The organism is Cytophagales bacterium (assembly GCA_033344775.1).
Classification (GTDB): domain Bacteria; phylum Bacteroidota; class Bacteroidia; order Cytophagales; family Cyclobacteriaceae; genus JAWPMT01.
Genome location: JAWPMT010000002.1, coordinates 56,363 through 75,797 on the forward strand (window position 1 = coordinate 56,363; position 19,435 = coordinate 75,797).

Sequence of the window (19,435 nt, forward strand, 5' to 3'; positions counted from 1 at the left end):
ATCAACGTTTTCATTTGATTAAATGCTAGCATTCCGATTAAGGTCCACTACATCGTTGTTCTCTACCATATTTCACTTATCTGGTATTATCAAAGGATGTTTATGTCTTGCGTTATTGATCCTGATGAATCCCTTGAAAGGTCAATTCCTGGGTTTGCCTTCGATCGAGATTTACAGCTTTAAAGACTATTCCGCTGGTGGTCAAAATTATCAGATCCGTCAATCAGAGGAAGGATTGATCTACATCGCCAATAATTTTGGATTGCTAAGTTTCGATGGTACGTATTGGCATACGGATAGCATAGATGGGGGAACCAAAGTGAGATCCGTATATCCTCATACCAGCGGGAAGGTCTATGTAGGTGCTCAAAATGAATTTGGATATTTCGCTCCGGGAGCTAATGGTTTCCTGAGTTATAATTCGTTGACAGACCTCATTCCGGAAGATCATCGAAGTTTTGAGGATGTTTGGAAAATTTGTGATACCGAATATGGGATCAGCTTTACCACGACGGGTGGGACGTATTTTTTTAAAGATGAGCAGATCACGTTCATAGAATCTTCCATTGAACCTGGGTTTGCACTGGAGTACAAAGGAGAATTGCTCACAAAACATAAATTCTCAGACGTGCATTTGTGGAAGGATGGAAAGTGGACCGTAAGGCCTCGTCAGCCCAAAATGACCGGAGGACTAGTTTCGATTGTCGATCTGGGGAATGATCGCGAGTTATGGGTTTCAAGGCAAGGGATCCAAATGCTTGATGGGGATCAGGAAAAGCCATTTTTGAATGCTGATTTGGTTAAACGACTGGAAGATGCAGATATTTCGAAGGCCATAAGATTGCTCAATGGAAGCATTGCCATTGCCACTATTGCAAAAGGTCTGTTCATTATTGATAGTGAAACGGGAGCATTGGACCTGCATATGGACGAAAACAATGGCCTGGTAGGGCACACGGTGTACGATGTAATTGAAGATCGCAATGGATCACTTTGGTTAAGCATGACCAATAACATTGTAAGAATTTCATGGTCATACCCGTTCAGTTTTATCAATAGTAACCTCAATGTGCCAGGAACAGGCTACACGGCTCAAATGTCCAATGACAAACTTTATCTGGGGACAAATACGGGTTTGTATGTTGGCGATATGCCATTTCCGACTTTTGAGAGAGTAGAAGGGATCGAAGGCCAGATCAATACCATCCAGAAAGTTGATGGTCAGATCATTGTTTCAGCGCATGAAGGCGTGTTTTTAGTGGAAAATGGGCGCATCGAACCCATCGAAAAATCAGAAGGTTGGTGGTCCGTGATTCCTACGAAAAATCCTGAATATTTCATTGCGGGGACTTATGAAGGATTGGGGCTCTTATCCCGAAAGAATGGTGAATGGCAAGTGGTTAAACGTTATGAAGGTTTTGGTGAGTCTTCACGCGTCTTGGCATTTGATCAGTCTGGCGACCTCTGGATGGCTCATGGATACAGAGGTGTATACCGCTTTCGTATGAGCAAAAGCTATGATCAAATCAAGGAAGTTAGTTATTTCGGTCCGGAATCCGGATTGCCGTCACAATACCTGAACAATGTTTTTTCCCTTTCTGAAGGTCTGGTTTTTACAGGTGAGACAGGGGTTTACCAATTTGACAAAGCCACGGAAATGTTTGAACGACATACATTTTTGGATACCCTGATTGGTCATGGAGAACATACACGAATCATAAAGCCAGTTTCGAATGATCAAACCTTTGTGATCACCAGAGATTTTTCAGCTGTGATGAAATCCAGTCAATGGACGGGGATCAGTATGGACAAGAACCCCTTTATTGGTGTACATCATTTATTAAACGATGACCTGATTCAGGTTTCAGTTATCGATGAAAATAATATCTTGTTTTCTGCTAATGAAGGATTCTTACATTACAATAATAATTATGGCTTGTTGAATAAGGAGATCAATGTGTTGATTAGGTCTGTTTATTCCATACATGCGGATAGTGTGCTCTATGGAGGTTATGGAGGTTTTGATCACACGGGAGAAGTTTCATTTCCCTATCATCAAAACTCTGTTGCTTTTACTTATTCTTCGATCGATTATCAATTTCATAACTGTGAATACCGATATCGACTTGTTGGTTACAAAGACGAACAATGGTCTTCCTGGTCGGGTGCTACATTCAAGGAATTCACCAATCTATACGAAGGAGATTACGAGTTTCAGGTAGAGGCCAAGGATGCACTGGGCAATGTTTCTCCAATGACATCTTATGCATTCGAAGTGGATCCTCCCTGGTTCAGAACGACCATCGCTTATAGCATTATGGTCTTATCCATCGTTATGACGATTTTCTTCAGTGCCAACTGGTATCGTCAAAGACATAAACGTATCCAAAAACGACTCATCGCAGAGCAAAAGCAAGAATTGGATTTGAGGGACAAAGAACTCATTCAATTACGCAATGAGAAATTAAGAGCAGAGGTCAATACTAAGCGAAAAGAATTAGCTACCTCGACCATGCATCTGATCGATAAAAATGAATTCATGAATCAGATCAAACAGCACTTGTTGGAGATCAAAAAATCCCTCGATGGCGATGCTGTGATCATGAAAAACCTTAATCGTTTGGTCAAGGACATTGATAAAAACATTGATCAGGACCGGGCATGGAAACAGTTTGAGATCAATTTTGATGAAGTACATGGTGATTTTCTGAAGACCATTCAGTCAGATTATCCAGTTTTGTCACCACAAGACTTGAAACTTTGTGCTTATCTGCGAATGAATATGACCACTAAGGAAATTGCCAATCTCCTGAAGATATCTGTTCGTGGAGTGGAAATTGCACGTTACCGATTGAGAAAGAAACTGGCCTTGAACCACGATAAAAACCTTGTGGATTTCATGATCAAATACGGAACAGAACAAGCAATGGTAAGTGCTAATTGATTATAACCCTTTTATGCATTAAGCTTGCATAAACAGGACAAAATGATGGTCAGGAGTTTGATGCTGTTATTGGGTATAGCTTGCCTAATGGGTTGTCGATCAACCGTAGAAACAGAAAAGTTACAGGGACTGTGGGAATTGGAGGTATTTGAAGTAGATGGGGTAGAAGAACCTCACTCTCCTTATTTTTTACAAATGAATCCGGATGGCAGTTTTGCTGTCGCTAAGCGAACAGGAGATGTGCGAGGCTTTTATGATATCAACGGAAGTCAGATCTTGTTCAAGAGCACAGATGTGGTTTGGTTCAATAAACAATGGGCCTTAGAGATTCTTAGAGAAAAAATCAGATTAACAGGTAAAGGCTATTATGGGAAAACGCCTTATTACAGTGGATACCGTCAAGGATTTTTGAACACCCGATTGACATTTACTCCTGTCGAATCCATCCCGAGTTTCCAGGCATTTGAGGATGCCATCCAGGGCAGATGGGAATTGTACAAGATCAGGGAAAAGGGCGACTCGGAACAATTGACTGATACCTGGATGAAAATTGAAAACGGAGAATATGCCATTGCTGGGCCCGATCACTATGAATCCGGCGCAGCGACGATCAATACCCGCTATCGTAAGGTCTATTTCCAGGGGCATAATACCGCCTGGGATGCCTGGTTCTTTGGAGAAGAACTTCGATTATCTAACAATGCGATGGAACTGATCTACAACTTGAGAAAGTCACGATAATGAAATGACTTGCCCGGTACGAACAGATTCATCAGCTGCCAAAACAATTTTCAAACTATCTACTGCCGCCTGATGATGTTCTGATAGGTCTATTTGTTCTCTTATCGCCTTAGAAAAGAGTTCCTGCTCTAATAAGCATAACTCATCATGGTCTGGCTCATCTTTGATACCTATCCACTCATCCTGTTTTATAAATTCTCCGGAATCATTGAGCAATCCATGATGGATTTTTAAGCCCCCGGTTTGGGTATGTCCCGAGATATCATCAGATGCCCCTTTAGGCTGATCAGAGATAGAGACACTTCCCCTAGGTCCGATCACATCCTTAATAAAAAAAGCAGTTTCGCTCATCATAGGGCCCCAACCAGCTTCATACCAGCCAATCGACCCATCCTCGAATTTTACCTGAAGTTGACCATAGTTGTACATGTCTGGCGCAATTTCATCACTCAACCTAGTTCCATTGGCAAAAACGGATACAGGTTTGGATTGAGTCATTGAACACATGATGTCCACATAGTGAACACCGCAATCCACAATCGGAGACATAGATTGCATGAGCTGTTTATGCGTTTCCCATTGTGGACCGGAGCTCTGTTGATTGAGATTCATACGCATCACCAGTGGTTTTCCTAAATTCCTGGCGCTGACTACAAATTCCTTCCATGCCGGATGTACGCGTAGTATATAGCCAATCACAAGCTGCCTTCCGGAAGAATGAGCAAGGTCAATCAGTTCATGGGCTTCCTTCGCGGTAGTAGCGAGCGGTTTTTCCAGAAATACGTGTGCACCAGCATTCAATGCTGCTTTTGCGTAAGCGGCATGTGTGTCCGGGTAGGTATTGATTGATACCGCATCTGGTTTTGTTTCTTGCAGTGCATGTGAAAAATTATCATAGGTAGACAATCCACCTAGTTCTTTAGATAATTTTTCTCTGGATGCAGGATTTCTGCTGACGAGTCCTACTATTTCAAAATCAGGCAATTGGTGATAAGCCCGTGCATGTGAAGTGCCCATATTGCCACATCCAACTACCAGTACCCTGACTTTTTCCATGGGTTAAAGTTCTGATTTTCTTCCCTTTTATGTGAAAAAGCCAATTCAAATCGGATGGGTTTATGTTTCAAAAGACTTCCATGTGATTAAAAACGGACATATTTAAATTTTTTTTCGAAATTTATTGAACCTCCTTCTTAGTCAAGTGTATAGCCCATCGACGATCCCGGGATGTTGTCACCACACTACAAAAGTTGAATGAGATGAAAAATATAATTTGTATGCTGTTATTTGTTCTGATGATGGGTACATCAATTGCTGAAAACCGGCCAGAAGAAATACCAAGCAAGTTGACTGAGCTTAAAAGTCTCAGTTGGTACCAACAAACTGGCGAAAGATGGATGGATTTTCTCGCCCGAAACCCAGAGGACAAAAACGGATGGTTAGAATATTACAAGGCAGCTTCATTTGGGAAAGCTACTCAGGGGCAATTAGAAAAGATACAGTCAGAGATTGAGACTTTATTTCCTGAATCACGGGAATCCAATTATGTGAAGTTTCGATCCAATGGATGGAATGCCAATGGCGTGAATTATTTGAAAGAAGCCATCAGACAAGATCAAGGCGCGAAATCGTTTCTGGCTGAAGAGATCATGCTGGCAGAGGTACTGCTTGATGCGGATCAGAGAACACAATTGTCTAAAATGGTCTATGATGCTAAAGTCATCTATCCCAGCTTGCTCAATTACTCTTATAACGTACTCATGTCTACAGGAGAAGAAGGTATCCTGGTGGTAGAAGGCGAGCATAGTACGATCCCCTTGTGGGTATTGCAAGATGTGATGGGCGTTCGAACGGATGTCAAAGTGTTGAATTTGGACCTTACTGAACATCGTGAGTTCCTTAGCGCCTGGATGCAGGAGAATCAATTGCAAGGATTGAATGCGTCTGGGAATATCGAGAAATCAGTATTGCTTAGAGAATTGCCATTGGCCAATCCGAACAAAGACTTTTATTATGCACTGACGCTTTCAAATAAAGATTTGATCCCAGTGGAAGAGCGGTTATATGTAGTTGGGTTAGCTTCCATGCATACCGAAAATGAATTCGACAATTATCAGGTTTTACAACAAAATGTAGAGCAGAAATTCCTGATGGATTACCTAACGGTAAATTTTAATGGAGAGCCTAAAACTTCTACAGGACGCGTATACGAGACCAATTACATTGTACCCTTTCTACTCCTAAAAGAGTATTACGATGAGATTGGTGATCAGGCCAATGCGGAAAAGTGGAGAGAGCAGATCCTGGAAGTGGCCGAACGTTCAGACCTTAAAGATCGGGTTCAGAAATTGATGGATCAGGGACGATCAAAAGCCGAACCTGCTGTTTTTAAAGTGGTGGAAATCCCTACGAAGGTCTTTGACAAACGAATGAAGCAAGTCAAAGGGAACCTATATGCTGCTGATAGCGAAGTATCTAATAAAGACTACTGGTTTTTCCTGGATTACCTGTATCGAAATGAATACAAAGAGATTTATGAAAAATCGGTCGTAGATAAGTCTAAGTACGATCCGTTGACGGCTTCCTTTTTAGACAACTATCACTACAGTCCAGTCAACTCCGAAGCCCAGAAGTCAAAAGTCGAAAAGACTTACATGAAGCGCTACAATGACTATCCTGCAATGGACATGAGTCATGAGGCTGCCAAAGCTTATTGTGAGTGGTTGACCTTTCAGTACAACAATCAACCTTCGAGGAAGTATAAGAAAGTAAAGTTCAGATTGCCTACAAGACAAGAGTGGACCATTGCAGCATTGGGTTACAAAGCCTTTCAAAGTTGGGAGTTATCTGAAAATCAGGTTATTGTTCACAGTCGTCAGGGAAAGAAGAAGATAACGAATACCTATGATTTAAGTCAATATCAGGTGGATTACCCGTGGGCTATGGCTCGCTTTGATCAAAGAAATAGCATTACGAATGAGCACAAATGCTACCTGGCGAATATCAAAGCACCGGATGAAATTTCGTGTCCCGCTGGTATCAAAGGAGACGGATTTACATTGACGTCACCGATTATGACCTATTTCGCCAACAACATGGGGCTATATGATGTCGTAGGAAATGTAGCAGAAATGACCAATTTGAATGGAATTGCGATGGGAGGGAGCTGGAACCACCCTGCGGAAGAAAGTACCATCACAAGTATCAATCGTTATGAAGGTTCGGATATTTCGGTCGGAATCCGGTTGTTTATGGACGTAATTGAAGAGTAAGTTGGGATTCTTTACCAACTATAAAGGCAAGTCATCAGAAGAGCTGATGGTCCTCGTGCAAAACGGGGACCATCGGGCTTTTTCGGTGATTTATGACCGTTATGCAGGCCGGATAAAGGCCTTCTTCCTAAGGATGCTCTGGCAGGAAGAAGCATTGGCAGAAGATCAAGTACACGATCTCTTTGCCAAGTTGATTGAAAAGCCTGAATTGTTCAAGCAAGGTTTTGCGTTTGAACCATGGGTATTTCGGATTGCGATCAATATGTGTAAAAATATGTATCGAAAGCGCCAATTCCAGAGAGAGTACCTGGCCCATTTGGAGTCTGAAGGCATTGAATTTTCTACGATTGATCAGAAAATAGATTTGGAAGTAAAGCGCGATGCCCTTTCGCGTGCCCTTGATCAACTGGATGAAGATAAACGTGAACTTTTCCTACTTCGTTTTCAACAAGAAATGAGTATCAATCAATTGGCCGCGCACTATGAAGTTTCCGAGGGAACGATTAAGTCCAGGTTGTTTTATATTAAAAAAGGATTGACCGAAACCCTGATGCACCTAAAGAGATAACATCATGAATGAAGAATTTGATAAAATAGAACGTTTACTTCAGGCTGGGGATTTCGATACCTTAAGTGCCGAAGATCAATTTTGGATCAAGGATCACCTTGGAAGTCCAGAAACTTTTGATCAGCTGAGAGAAGCAACGATTATTGCTCGTACTGAGAAGGAATTGCCAGTTCGATCAAAAGTGAAACAGGATTTGATGCGGCAATTCAAAGAAAAGCATCAGCCAGGTTGGAAACTCGTCCTTCAGTGGAAAGTACCAGCATATGCCGCTGTGCTGATGTTAATGCTCGTTGCTACAACCCTTATTACTTTCATGCCAGAGAAAGAACGCATTGTAGAGACCTTCATTGCCCAGGAGCCTGTCATAGATACTGTGTATGTGGTAAGTCAGCCAGATACTGTTTTTATTGAAAGAATCGTGGAACAACCAGTTTATGTGAAAGTGGTAGAGGAAGCTGAAGAAGCACCTGTTTTAGCTGTAGAACGAAAATCGAAAGGTAAATCTTTGGCTGATCAGTCAGATATCAAAGACATATTAGTGAGTGGACGTTGATCTTATGCCCTCAGACTACTTAATAAAGCATTAAGTGTAAAGGATAATTGTGAATTCCTGTCACTCATTGCTTCATTTACTTCCAAGCCCTTATATTTGCTTCACTTATCGAGAAAGGTCGAGGGACTGGGCCCTGTGACACCTTGGCAACCTTTCCACCCGGATTTCGGTGCCAATTCCCTTTCTGGTTAGTTCCAGAAACAGATAAGCGTGAACAATAAGCAGGTTCCCCTTCTCTGATAAGATAGACATTAGTTGAAAGACACATGAATATTAGGGAACTGGTTAAGCAGCGAATTTTAGTGCTCGATGGTGCCATGGGTACCATGATCCAGCGTCATAAACTGGAAGAAGAAGATTTCAGGAATGATAGGTTAAAGGATCACACTTTGCCTTTAAAAGGGAATAATGACTTACTATCCATCACACAACCTGAAATTATCAAAGATATCCATCGGCAATATTTTCAGGCAGGTGCGGACATAGCAGAAACCAATACTTTTAGCTCTACTTCCATTGCACAAGAAGATTATGGCTTGCAAGCTGAGGAGTGGGTTTATGAATTGAACTTTCAATCGGCAAAGATTGCGAAAGAAGTAGCTATTGAGTTCAGAGAAACAGAACCTGAGAAGCCTAGGTTTGTAGCTGGATCCATGGGGCCTACAAATAAGACCGCATCACTTTCTCCGGATGTGAATGACCCTGGATTCAGAGCGGTTTCATTCGAAGATTTAAGAACGGCCTACTTGTTGCAAGCAAGGGCATTAGTAGAAGGGGGATCAGATCTCCTGTTGGTTGAAACGGTTTTCGATACACTTAACGCTAAAGCTGCGCTAAAAGCGATTGAGGAATTGAAATTTGAAAGAGGAATAGATATCCCTATAATGGTATCTGGGACCATTACAGACGCCAGTGGAAGAACGCTATCTGGACAAACAACTGAAGCATTTTTGATCTCGCTTTCACATATTGACATGTTTAGCATTGGATTGAATTGTGCGTTAGGTGCACGCCAATTACAACCTTATTTGGAAATTCTTAGCAACGAAGCCGCCTACAATGTCAGTGCGCACCCCAATGCTGGGTTACCCAATGAATTCGGGGAGTATGACGAAACTCCTGAACAGATGGCAGAACAAATCAATGAATATTTGAAGGCAGGGGCGGTTAATGTCGTTGGTGGCTGTTGCGGTACAACCCCGGACCATATTGCAGCTATTGCCAATGTGGCATCGAAATACCAACCACGCGTTTTCCAGAATCACCATGAAGCAGTAGAAGCCCATTAATATGACCATGATACCCCCGCTTAGGTTGTCAGGATTAGAGCCCCTGGTGATCAATGAACTGACAAATTTTGTAAATATTGGGGAACGAACCAATGTTACAGGATCGGCTCGATTCGCGCGTTTGATCAGGGAAGATCAATACGATGTTGCTTTAGACGTGGCCCTGGATCAAGTGAGAGGAGGGGCTCAGATCCTGGATGTTAACATGGATGAAGGAATGCTCGACGGCAAAGCGGCCATGATCAAATTTCTTCATTTGATTGCTTCAGAACCAGAAATTGCCAGAATTCCTATCATGATTGACTCCTCCAAGTGGGAGATCATTGAAGCTGGATTGCAATGTATCCAGGGAAAAGGAGTGGTGAATTCAATTTCTCTCAAAGAAGGGGAAAAACTGTTTCTGGACCAGGCACGAAAAATTAAAATGTATGGTGCCGCTACGGTAGTGATGGCTTTCGATGAGGATGGGCAAGCAGATACCTATCACCGTAGAATTGATATTTGTAAGCGATCTTACGATTTGTTGATTCAGGAAGTTGGATTTGCACCACAAGACATCATTTTCGACCCTAACATATTCCCGGTAGCAACAGGAATTGTTGATCACAACAATTACGCGGTTGATTTCTTTGAAGCCACGAAATGGATCAAAGAGAATTTACCAGGAGCGAAGGTGAGTGGTGGTGTAAGTAACGTCTCTTTTTCGTTCCGTGGAAATAATGTGGTTCGGGAAGCAATGCACTCCGCATTCCTTTATCATGCCATTCAGGCTGGAATGGACATGGGCATTGTTAATGCGGGAATGATTGAAGTGTATGATGAGATACCCAAAGAACTTCTGGAAAAGGTGGAAGACGTCCTGTTGAACAGGGGGGAAGATGCAACAGAAAGACTAGTTGACTTTGCTGAAAAGGTAAAGGGAGCAGGGAAAACAAAGAAAGTTGATGACGAATGGCGTAAAGGTTCTGTCGAAGAGCGATTAAGTCATGCGCTTATTAAGGGGATAGTCGATCACATTGAGGAGGATACTGAAGAAGCTCGTCAGAAATATGATAAACCCCTTCATGTCATCGAAGGTCCTTTGATGGATGGAATGAATACAGTGGGAGACCTCTTTGGGAGCGGTAAAATGTTCTTGCCGCAGGTGGTAAAGAGTGCCCGTGTGATGAAAAAGTCGGTTGCATATTTGATTCCGTATTTGGAAGCAGAAAAATCGGGACAAAAATCAAGTAAGGGTAAGATCTTGTTAGCAACTGTCAAGGGCGATGTACATGATATTGGCAAAAACATCGTTGGAGTAGTCCTTGGATGCAATAATTATGACATAGTTGATTTGGGGGTTATGGTCCCCGCAGACAAGATACTCGACGCGGCTGAGGCCGAAGAGGTTGACATCATTGGCTTGTCCGGATTAATTACTCCTTCGCTGGACGAAATGGTTTACGTTGCCGAGCAAATGCAGAAACGAGGTATAGAGAAGCCATTGCTGATTGGTGGGGCGACAACTTCCAGGGTACATACAGCCGTTAAGATTGCTCCAAAGTATGACGGAGACATCATCCATGTATTGGATGCTTCCAAATCAGTGACCGTAGCTTCACAACTTTTGGGAGAAAGTAAGCAAGGCTATACAGAGGAAGTTCGAGCGGAATACAAAGAGCTTGCTTACAACCACGCGAATCGGAAAAAGGAAAAGCAGCACATCACTTACGAAGCTGCCATCGACAATAAGGTCAAAATAGACTGGTCTGAATTTCAGCCAAAGGAACCTTCATTCTTAGGTAACAAAGCCTTTTTGAATTACTCACTTGAGGAAATCAGATCATACATAGACTGGACGCCATTCTTTTCTACCTGGATGCTGAAAGGAAAGTTTCCCAACATTCTGGATCATGAAGTTGTTGGGGAGGAGGCAAAGAAATTATATGCAGATGCGAATGCCATGCTGGACGATATCATCGCCCATGAAAAACTGAAAGCCCATGCGGTTGTTGGAATTTACGAAGCCAATTCAGACGTAGATGATGTGCTCCTCAAAGAAGGGCCAACGTTCCATTTTTTGCGTCAGCAGGGGAAAAAGGGGACGAATATTCGGAACATAAGCCTCGCTGATTATATTGCTCCGCAGAACAGTGGTTTGCAAGATTATTTAGGCGGTTTCGCAGTAACGGCTGGAATTGGAATCGAAAAACTGATTGAGCAATTCGAAGCAGATCATGATGATTACAATTCCATTTTGGTGAAAGCCGTTGCGGATCGATTGGCCGAAGCTTTTGCCGAGTTGATGCATGCGAAAGTTCGAAAAGAGCTTTGGGGGTATGCGCCTGATGAATCATTCAGTAACGAAGAATTAATCAAAGAAAACTATCAGGGGATCAGGCCAGCACCGGGTTACCCTGCTTGTCCTGATCATACCGAAAAGCAGACGCTTTTTGATTTATTGCAGGTGAAAGAACATACAGGGATATCCTTAACTGAATCTTATGCCATGTACCCGGCAGCTTCAGTAAGTGGTTTCTATTTCGCGAATCCTCAATCCGGTTATTTTGGACTGGGTAAGATATATGCTGATCAGGTCAAAAATTATTCAAAACGAAAAAATATGCCTTTGGCAGAAGCTGAGAGATGGCTGGCACCAAATTTAGGCTACAAATAAGCAATACATGAAAGTCGTAGATCATATCAAAAAGGCTAATGGTAAGACCTTATTCAGTTTTGAGATACTACCTCCGGTAAAAGGGCAGAGCGTCAATTCTATTTGGAGTGCAATCGATCCGTTAATGGAGTTTAATCCGCCATTCATTGATGTGACTTATCACCGTGAAGAATATATCTACAAAAAGAGAGACCATGGATTGTTGGAGAAAATATCTACCAGGAAGCGACCAGGAACAGTAGGTATCTGTGCTGCTATCATTAACCGATATAAGGTAGATCCCGTGCCGCATATCATCTGTGGGGGGTTCAGCAAGGAGGAAACGGAAAATGCACTAATTGACCTGGATTTTTTGGGCATTGAGAATGTGCTCGTTTTGAGAGGAGATGCCATTAAAACAGAAGGTCGTTTCGTTCCGGAAGAAAATGGCCATCATTATGCCTCAGACCTACTGGAACAAGTAATGGACCTGAATCACGGTAATTACTTACATGAAGAAGTAGAAGGGTCGAAAACCAATTTCAGTGTAGGTGTGGCGGGTTATCCTGAAAAACACTTTGAAGCGCCCAATCTCAATATTGATCTTAAATACTTGAAGAAAAAGATCGATATGGGTGCAGAATATATTGTCACACAAATGTTTTTCGATAACGAAAAATATTTCGAGTTTGTAGATAAATGTCATGAAGCGGGAATAACTGTTCCAATAATTCCTGGCCTCAAGCCTTTGGCGACCCGAAAGCAAATGACTTTGTTGCCAAGTATTTTTCATGTTGACCTACCAGAAGCATTAACCAATGAGCTGGAAAAGTGTAAGGATAATCAGCAAATCAAACAAGTAGGCATTGAGTGGTGTATCAAACAGTCCAAGGAACTTATGGAAAGAAATGTTCCTTGTTTACACTACTATACCATGAGTAAATCTGCTGCGACTAAGACCATCGCACAGGCATTATTCTAGTACTTTTGCGTACTGGTTCTATTGTGCTGTCCCAGTTTGTTTTATGGATTTAGAGCATGAAAATAATTGAATGTCCACGTGATGCCATGCAAGGATTGCATGAGTTTATCCCAACTAACCTTAAGGTTAGGTATGCTAACTCACTTCTGTCAGTGGGTTTTGATACCTTGGATGTAGGCAGTTTTGTTTCTCCGAAAGCCATCCCACAGATGAAGGATACAGGGGAGGTACTGGATGCATTGGATGTCAATGGTGATACGAAACTATCAGTGATTGTTGCCAATGAGCGTGGGATCAATTCAGCTGTGCAGTACGAGCAAGTCTCCTATCTGGGGTTTCCACTGTCCTTGTCAGAAACTTTCCAACAGCGTAATACCAACCGGTCGATAAATGACGCCTTCGAAGTGGTGAAACAAGCACAAGATGCTTGCGAAAAGTTTAATAAATCACTCAATGTATATCTCAGTATGGGTTTCGGGAACCCTTATGGGGATGATTACAGTGTTCAATTAGTATCAGATTTCTCAGGTCAGTTAGCAGAATTGGGGGTGTCGATTATTTCCTTATCGGATACCATTGGCGTTGCTGATCCTGAAATGATCAAGCCCTTATTTCAGGAGTTAGTAAATGCACATCCTGAAATCGAATTTGGAGCTCATTTACATAGTCAGGTAGAATCAGTCGATGCAAAATTGGAAGCGGTTTTGGAGTCAGGTTGCCAACGCATTGATGGTGCCATTCGGGGATTTGGAGGATGCCCAATGGCAAAAGACGACTTAGTTGGCAATATGCCAACAGAGATGATTGTCCGGTTTTTAAATAACAAAGGTGAGAACACTGTGAATCAAAAAGCATTCGATCATGCCATGGCCATTTCAAATGAAGTATTTTTCAACTAATTGAATGGGTATTGAAGCCATCATTGTTGCAGTAATCATCATTGTCGCGCTGGTGCTATTCACCAGCAATTGGATTTCCGTTGATATCATCGCTTTTGGCCTGATGGGAGCTTTCATTCTTTTTGGTATCCTGACCCCTCAGGAGGCCATATCAGGTTTTAGTAATCCGGCGGTGATCACGGTTATGTTAATGTTTGTATTAAGTAACTCATTGCTTAATACAGGCTCTTTGCAACGTATTGCTCCGTACCTAGGGAAGGTATATAAAAAGAGTTTTAACCTTGGGTTATTGGTGACACTGTTGTTTATCGGGTGTTCATCGGCTTTCCTGAATAACACACCAATTGTGGCCATGTTTATTCCTGTAATGATCAGCGTGTCGCATCGTTCAGGGGTAAGTCCTTCCAAATTACTAATACCACTTTCCTATGCGTCCATTCTTGGAGGAACATGCACGTTAGTTGGAACTTCGACCAATATTTTAGTAAGCGGGATTGCGGAGAGCAATGGGATTCCAGGCTTTTCCATGTTTCTTTCAATGCCAATAGGTCTCGTTTATCTCATTGTAGGTACCATCTACTTGTTCTTATTTGGTAAGAAGATTTTGCCAGACCGCCTTTCGGAAGACTATTTGCAAAAGAAAATTGGTATTAGGAGTTACCTCACTGAAATTGAGATTAAAACAGGATCATCTCTAAGTGGGAAGTTGCTGATGAATACATCATTGGTGAAAGACTTGGATCTGGATGTTGTAGAGATTACTCGCGGAGAAGCTGTCTTTACACTTCCAGCAGGTGATATCACGCTGTTTTCAGGTGACATTTTGAAAATCCGATGCGACCTTGAAAAACTCAAAGACCTGAGAGATGTATTGCGTGTGGAGTTAAACAAAGCCACAGTAAGTCTTAGTGATACCCAAATGCCAAAAGGGAATACAACTTTACTTGAATTAGTCATTACCAATGGATCTGAGTTCATTGGAAAGACATTGAGAGAGATGGACTTCCGTAGACGGTACCGAGCTGTACCATTGGCAATATTACACCGTGAGGAGATTGTTCGAGAGAGACTACATCAAGTGACCTTAGGTGCTGGGGACATCATTCTGACAGAAATCAAATCACATCGTGTCAATAATTTGAAAAGGGCAGAGATGAAATCCAAAAGTCCATTTGTGGTCTTATCCGAGGAGGGGATCATCGATTTTCAAAGGACAAAATTTCTGAAAGTAATTTCTGTTATTGGTTTAGTAGTCGTGTTATCTGCGATGGGAGTAGTTCCCATTGTGGCAGGCCTGTTGATAGGGACCGTAGCATTGGTCTTAATGAATTGCCTCAAACCCAAAGAAATTTATCGGTCGGTAGATTGGAAAGTTATTTTCCTATTGGCAGGTGCCTTATCCATGGGAAAGGCCATGAATGAGACTGGTTTGTCCGATCAATTGGCTACTGCTATAGTAGAAAATTTAAGTGTTTGGGGACCATTGGCCGTCTTGTCAGGTTTGTACATTGCAACTTCCATTTTAACCGAAATGATGTCGAATAATGCGACGGCTGCATTATTTGCTCCTATAGCTATTGCCACCGCGAATCAATTGGAAGTTAGCCCTATTCCTTTTTTGATTGCGATCATGCTGGCAGCATCAGCGAGCTTTATGACCCCTATTGGCTACCAGACCAACACGATGGTTTTTAATGCCGGACAATACAAATTTTTAGATTTTGTGAAAGTAGGAGTGGGGTTGAACATTCTTTTCTGGCTCATTGCCACATTCCTGATTCCGTATATTTATCCGTTTTAGTACACTGTTAAGCTGGTATAGGCCGTTTAACTTGATATTTTTTACCTGGTAACGAATTGATCAATCCGGAAAATTCAAGCGCCAACAATAGGGAGGCTAGTTGGCTAAGTGGCACTTGCGAGTTCCACGAGATTTCATCAACAGCCATACCTTCAGGTGATTTTCTAATGGCCATAAGGATGGCTTTTTCTTCACGAGTTAGGTTGAGTGTTTCATAGCTCGTGCGGTCAGTTTCCTTGATATTTCCGTCCCAATTTAGATGATATAGTAGATCATTGATCCCGGTATAGATCAATGCCTTTTGTTGTTTGATAAGATTATTGCATCCTACGGAAACAGAATTGGTCAGATTGCCCGGTACGGCAAAAACGGGCTTATCGTAAGAATAAGCAATATTAGCAGTGATCAATGCCCCTCCTTTTTCTGCAGCTTCCACGACGATAGTTACATCAGCCAGCGCCGCAATGATCCTGTTTCGAGCCGGAAATAGTCGGGCATCAGGTTGGGTACTTGGAGGGTTTTCGGAGATGAGACATCCTGTTTTATTGATCTTTTGTGCAGTTGACCAGTGTGCTTTTGGGTAAATTACATTGAGTCCACTTGCCAGGACTGCATGATTGGTTAATTGATGTTGAAGTGCGCTTTTGTGTGCTTCTATATCAATGCCATAGGCAAGCCCACTTACTATGGCGGTATCCAATTTGCTCAATTCAGCCACCATATTTCGTGTGACTTCTTTGCCGTAAGGAGTCGCTTTTCTCGTGCCGACGATTGCAACACTGCGTTGTTTCAGCGTACTTAGGTCACCCTTGATGAAAAGTAGGGTAGGAGCGTCAAATACATCTCTTAATTGCCGAGGGTAATCTTGGTCTTGAAAGTGAACAATATTGATGCTGGACTGCTCGCATTCATCAATAATTCTTTCTGCTTCAGCGAAGGAAGATTTATTTAAAATGCCCTGGATAGTTTTTGTGCCTATTCCTGGTATGCGTAGCAGGGTATTTCTGGATGATGAAAATACTTCCTGAATTGATCCTGTATAACTGATTAAATTTCTTGCTGTTGAATAGCCTATTCCGGGGGTTCTATTCAGTGCCAGATGTAGAAATGTTTCTTCTGATACTACGGTAGGTCTTCCCGCATCCGTTGTAAAAAATGTTTGACTTTCTTTAATGATTCTATTAGTTCAATTTTGTTTTTAGCTGCTTCCACGTCACTTTTGATAAAGTCTCTGGCGCCGTGTAGGGTATACCCCTTTTCCTTCACAAGGTAATATATCAATTTCACATTTTTGATATCTTCTTTCGTAAATTGTCGATTTCCTTTACGATTTTTCTTTGGTTTGATGATATCAAATTCGCTTTCCCAAAACCGAATTAGAGACGTGGCCACGTTTAACTGATCGGCTACTTCACCGATGGTGAAGTATTTCTTCTCTATTTCTTTTTCCTTGTAAGGCACTCAGTTTTGTTTTTCGTTTTGAAGATAGATAATTCTCCCAGAATCATCAAAGGTTAATGGAGTTTCTGGAAAATCTTCTTGTGTTAAGTTTTTAATTGATTTCAAGGCTCGTAATTTTTTGTCCGGTCTGGGGCCCAGGCTGTAGTCCTGATAGAAGGATTCAATTTTACCAGTGAGGAACTTGCCTTCAGGGGTTAACCACAATTTTAATAAGGGGGCTTCACCATTGGTGCCTCTCAGGTTAAACCTGCCATAGGTCAAAAAATTCCCGAGGCTATAAGCGATGATGCGATCCTTATAAATCTCCATCGCTCGCGGTACATGAGGACCATGTCCAATCAAAAGATCTGCACCATGGTCAATCATCCGATGAGAGAATTCATATACATTACCACGATCTTCCCCGTAGTAGTACTCCCTTTTACGAGTAACATGCTTGTTTTTTGATCCTTCCGCACCAGCGTGAAAAGAAACAATCACCAGATCATTCAGGCTGTCCAACTGTTGGACAATGGCTAGAATTTTTGCTTCATCGTGAATGAGTAAGGTGCCTTTATTTGGCGAAACCGCAACCATTCCGATACGAACTCGCTTTTTGTTTAATCGGGTTGAAGGTAGTTCGATGCTGCCCGCAAAGGCTATACCGATTGAATCAAGCACCTTTTGCGTGTTTTTACGACCAGTAGCTCCAAAATCGTTGGCGTGATTATTAGCCAGGCTAAGTAGATCAAAGCCATTGTCGGTAAAATGTCTACTCAAATGATCCGGTGTTCTGAAAAGATAACATGCCTTTGGATTCTTACATTCTTTGGCCTCGCCACCTTCATCGAGGATCACACCTTCCAGGTTCCCGAAAGTGATATCTGCATCTTTCAACAGTGGACCGACACTTTTCCACAACAGATTTCCACTGTCGGCAGGGAGGTAGGACTTATTGGGGAAGTTGGTGCCCATCATGATGTCCCCAACTGCAATAATTGAGATCGTATCAGGTTGTACAGTAGTTAAACTGAGATCAACTTCCTTTTCTAAAGATTCCAGTGTGTCACCTTCGCTGGTTATAAATATAGGCTTAGCGGGAACGACAACTACAGTATCCTTAGGTTGTGGTTCCACGGGTGTTTGAACAATCACACGTTGTGGCTTACAACCGATAAGTATGATCATAAAAATACAGAAAAACTGAAGCGCCTTTTTCATGGTTAGGAGACCGCAAAGATGACGATTAGCCTGTAATTATTAGCTCATAGCCATAAAAAAACCGCAACCATTTGGCTGCGGCTTAAATATTAACTTCTTGTATTTAAAGGGAACCTAAGGCTTGATTTTCTTTAGAGGCCAGGCGAAGTATCTCTTCATATTCTTCGTCCGTCAGGTCCCTGCTGAAATAATGCACGGGGTTGACAGGTTTTCCATCAATACGAACTTCGTAATGCAGATGTGCAGCAGTGGACCTTCCAGAATTTCCGGAAGTCGCAATTTGATCACCCCGCTTTACTTTTTGTCCTTTTTTCACGTTGTACATATCCAAGTGAGCATACCTGGTTTTGTAACCAAAGCCATGGTCGATTTCAATTAACTTACCATAACCACCAAAACTGGTTTTCACAACTTTCACTACGCCATCAGCTGTGGCGTATACAGGAGTACCGATAGGAAGAGAAAAGTCTATCCCATTGTGCTGTTTTCTCACTTTCGTAAACGGATCGATTCTTCTTCCAAAGCCGCTTGAAAGTCGCTTCAACTGTTTATTAGAAACAGGTTGAATAGCTGGAACTGCTCTTAACCATTCCTCTTTATTCTTCGCTAATTTGATGATTTCATCGTAAGATGTCGTCTGGATCATCATCTTACGTTTCAGTTCGTCTATTTTTTTGGCATTCTGCATGAGGTAGGATTCTCGATCTACTCCGTCTTCGAGTAACTCCTTATATCTATCGGTACCACCGACACCAGCGTTTCGTATTTGTTCAGAGATAGGTTCAACGCCGAAAATGACTCGATAGATATTGTCATCCCGGTTTTCCAGTGACAGTAGCATTTGCTCCATCTCAGCAAGCTGTTTGTCCTGAAGTTCCCCGTAGTACTCTGATTGACTCAGCTTTTTTCGCAGCATCGCTTCCTCAGGAGACTCGAAATACTTGATGTAAATCCACGTCATTCCACCTGCCAGCATGAGTGCTACTGTCAGGAATCCTAGCGAGTTCAGTATAATATCCCAGGTAGATACAGTGATTCGTTCATATCTGCACGATTCAGTATCATAGTAATATTTGATACGGGCCATTGA

At 42.1% G+C, this 19,435-nt stretch carries 15 protein-coding genes and 1 riboswitch; of the genes, 10 read left to right on the plus strand and 5 right to left on the minus strand.

Annotation, left to right across the window (positions count from 1 at the left end; all coding sequences use genetic code 11):
* Positions 1-124 precede the first annotated feature (124 nt).
* Both R8G66_04950 and R8G66_04955 read left to right on the plus strand, forming a co-directional pair.
* Positions 125-2,944 carry a triple tyrosine motif-containing protein gene (locus R8G66_04950; GenBank protein MDW3191685.1) on the plus strand — a complete coding sequence of 940 codons (2,820 nt, stop codon included), beginning with the start codon at positions 125-127 and terminating at the stop codon, positions 2,942-2,944.
* A 42-nt stretch (positions 2,945-2,986) separates the two neighbouring features.
* Positions 2,987-3,685 carry a hypothetical protein gene (locus tag R8G66_04955; GenBank protein ID MDW3191686.1) on the plus strand — a complete coding sequence of 233 codons (699 nt, stop codon included), beginning with the start codon at positions 2,987-2,989 and terminating at the stop codon, positions 3,683-3,685.
* Here the strand turns inward: R8G66_04955 and R8G66_04960 are convergent.
* The gene (locus tag R8G66_04960) at positions 3,677-4,741 is read right to left on the minus strand and encodes a Gfo/Idh/MocA family oxidoreductase (GenBank protein MDW3191687.1); all 1,065 of its coding nucleotides are present in this window, start codon (positions 4,739-4,741) and stop codon (positions 3,677-3,679) included. The genes R8G66_04955 and R8G66_04960 overlap by 9 nt on opposite strands.
* A 203-nt stretch (positions 4,742-4,944) precedes the next feature.
* Between R8G66_04960 and R8G66_04965 the strand changes: the two genes are divergently transcribed.
* From R8G66_04965 to R8G66_05000, 8 genes are all read left to right on the plus strand, one after another.
* Positions 4,945-6,957: an SUMF1/EgtB/PvdO family nonheme iron enzyme gene (locus tag R8G66_04965; protein MDW3191688.1), complete on the plus strand. Its 2,013-nt coding sequence runs from the start codon at positions 4,945-4,947 to the stop codon at positions 6,955-6,957.
* Complete coding sequence (locus R8G66_04970; GenBank protein ID MDW3191689.1) at positions 6,947-7,525, plus strand: sigma-70 family RNA polymerase sigma factor; 579 nt, start codon at positions 6,947-6,949, stop codon at positions 7,523-7,525. Before R8G66_04965 ends, R8G66_04970 begins: the two co-directional genes overlap by 11 nt.
* A 4-nt stretch (positions 7,526-7,529) precedes the next feature.
* Entirely contained in the window at positions 7,530-8,078 is a 549-nt protein-coding gene (locus R8G66_04975; GenBank protein ID MDW3191690.1) for a hypothetical protein, read from the plus strand.
* A 102-nt stretch (positions 8,079-8,180) separates the two neighbouring features.
* Positions 8,181-8,289, plus strand: a riboswitch (SAM riboswitch).
* Between the two features lie 55 nt (positions 8,290-8,344).
* Positions 8,345-9,367 carry a homocysteine S-methyltransferase family protein gene (locus tag R8G66_04980; protein ID MDW3191691.1) on the plus strand — a complete coding sequence of 341 codons (1,023 nt, stop codon included), beginning with the start codon at positions 8,345-8,347 and terminating at the stop codon, positions 9,365-9,367.
* A gap of 7 nt (positions 9,368-9,374) precedes the next feature.
* The gene (gene metH, locus R8G66_04985) at positions 9,375-12,023 is read left to right on the plus strand and encodes a methionine synthase (GenBank protein ID MDW3191692.1); all 2,649 of its coding nucleotides are present in this window, start codon (positions 9,375-9,377) and stop codon (positions 12,021-12,023) included.
* Between the two features lie 7 nt (positions 12,024-12,030).
* Positions 12,031-12,984, plus strand: coding sequence for a methylenetetrahydrofolate reductase [NAD(P)H] (gene metF / locus R8G66_04990; GenBank protein MDW3191693.1), 954 nt, complete (start codon positions 12,031-12,033; stop codon positions 12,982-12,984).
* Between the two features lie 56 nt (positions 12,985-13,040).
* A complete protein-coding gene (locus tag R8G66_04995; GenBank protein ID MDW3191694.1) occupies positions 13,041-13,883 on the plus strand; it encodes a hydroxymethylglutaryl-CoA lyase in 843 nt (280 codons plus the stop codon).
* 4 nt (positions 13,884-13,887) lie between these two features.
* Positions 13,888-15,684, plus strand: coding sequence for an SLC13 family permease (locus R8G66_05000; protein MDW3191695.1), 1,797 nt, complete (start codon positions 13,888-13,890; stop codon positions 15,682-15,684).
* A 7-nt stretch (positions 15,685-15,691) separates the two neighbouring features.
* Here the strand turns inward: R8G66_05000 and dprA are convergent, their stop codons facing one another.
* The 4 genes from dprA to R8G66_05020 form a co-directional block, all read right to left on the minus strand.
* Complete coding sequence (gene dprA / locus R8G66_05005; protein MDW3191696.1) at positions 15,692-16,861, minus strand: DNA-processing protein DprA; 1,170 nt, start codon at positions 16,859-16,861, stop codon at positions 15,692-15,694.
* Positions 16,807-17,145 (minus strand): MerR family transcriptional regulator, encoded by a 339-nt coding sequence (locus tag R8G66_05010; protein ID MDW3191697.1) that lies wholly within the window; start codon positions 17,143-17,145, stop codon positions 16,807-16,809. Before R8G66_05010 ends, dprA begins: the two co-directional genes overlap by 55 nt.
* Positions 17,146-18,345, minus strand: a complete 1,200-nt coding sequence (locus R8G66_05015; GenBank protein MDW3191698.1) for a CapA family protein — start codon at positions 18,343-18,345, stop codon at positions 17,146-17,148.
* A gap of 103 nt (positions 18,346-18,448) precedes the next feature.
* Entirely contained in the window at positions 18,449-19,432 is a 984-nt protein-coding gene (locus R8G66_05020) for a M23 family metallopeptidase (GenBank protein ID MDW3191699.1), read from the minus strand.
* Between the last annotated feature and the right edge of the window lie 3 nt (positions 19,433-19,435).

What these genes read in the sequence shown, in the direction of transcription:
- R8G66_04960 (MDW3191687.1), bottom strand. Translation starts at nt 4,741, where the DNA reads ATGGAAAAAGTCAGGGTACTGGTAGTTGGATGTGGCAATATGGGCACT.
- R8G66_04965 (MDW3191688.1), top strand. Translation starts at nt 4,945, where the DNA reads ATGAAAAATATAATTTGTATGCTGTTATTTGTTCTGATGATGGGTACA.
- R8G66_04995 (MDW3191694.1), top strand. Translation starts at nt 13,041, where the DNA reads ATGAAAATAATTGAATGTCCACGTGATGCCATGCAAGGATTGCATGAG.
- metH (MDW3191692.1), top strand. Translation starts at nt 9,375, where the DNA reads ATGATACCCCCGCTTAGGTTGTCAGGATTAGAGCCCCTGGTGATCAAT.
- R8G66_04980 (MDW3191691.1), top strand. Translation starts at nt 8,345, where the DNA reads ATGAATATTAGGGAACTGGTTAAGCAGCGAATTTTAGTGCTCGATGGT.
- metF (MDW3191693.1), top strand. Translation starts at nt 12,031, where the DNA reads ATGAAAGTCGTAGATCATATCAAAAAGGCTAATGGTAAGACCTTATTC.
- R8G66_05000 (MDW3191695.1), top strand. Translation starts at nt 13,888, where the DNA reads ATGGGTATTGAAGCCATCATTGTTGCAGTAATCATCATTGTCGCGCTG.
- R8G66_04975 (MDW3191690.1), top strand. Translation starts at nt 7,530, where the DNA reads ATGAATGAAGAATTTGATAAAATAGAACGTTTACTTCAGGCTGGGGAT.
- R8G66_04955 (MDW3191686.1), top strand. Translation starts at nt 2,987, where the DNA reads ATGATGGTCAGGAGTTTGATGCTGTTATTGGGTATAGCTTGCCTAATG.
- R8G66_04950 (MDW3191685.1), top strand. Translation starts at nt 125, where the DNA reads ATGAATCCCTTGAAAGGTCAATTCCTGGGTTTGCCTTCGATCGAGATT.
- R8G66_05015 (MDW3191698.1), bottom strand. Translation starts at nt 18,345, where the DNA reads ATGAAAAAGGCGCTTCAGTTTTTCTGTATTTTTATGATCATACTTATC.
- R8G66_05020 (MDW3191699.1), bottom strand. Translation starts at nt 19,432, where the DNA reads ATGGCCCGTATCAAATATTACTATGATACTGAATCGTGCAGATATGAA.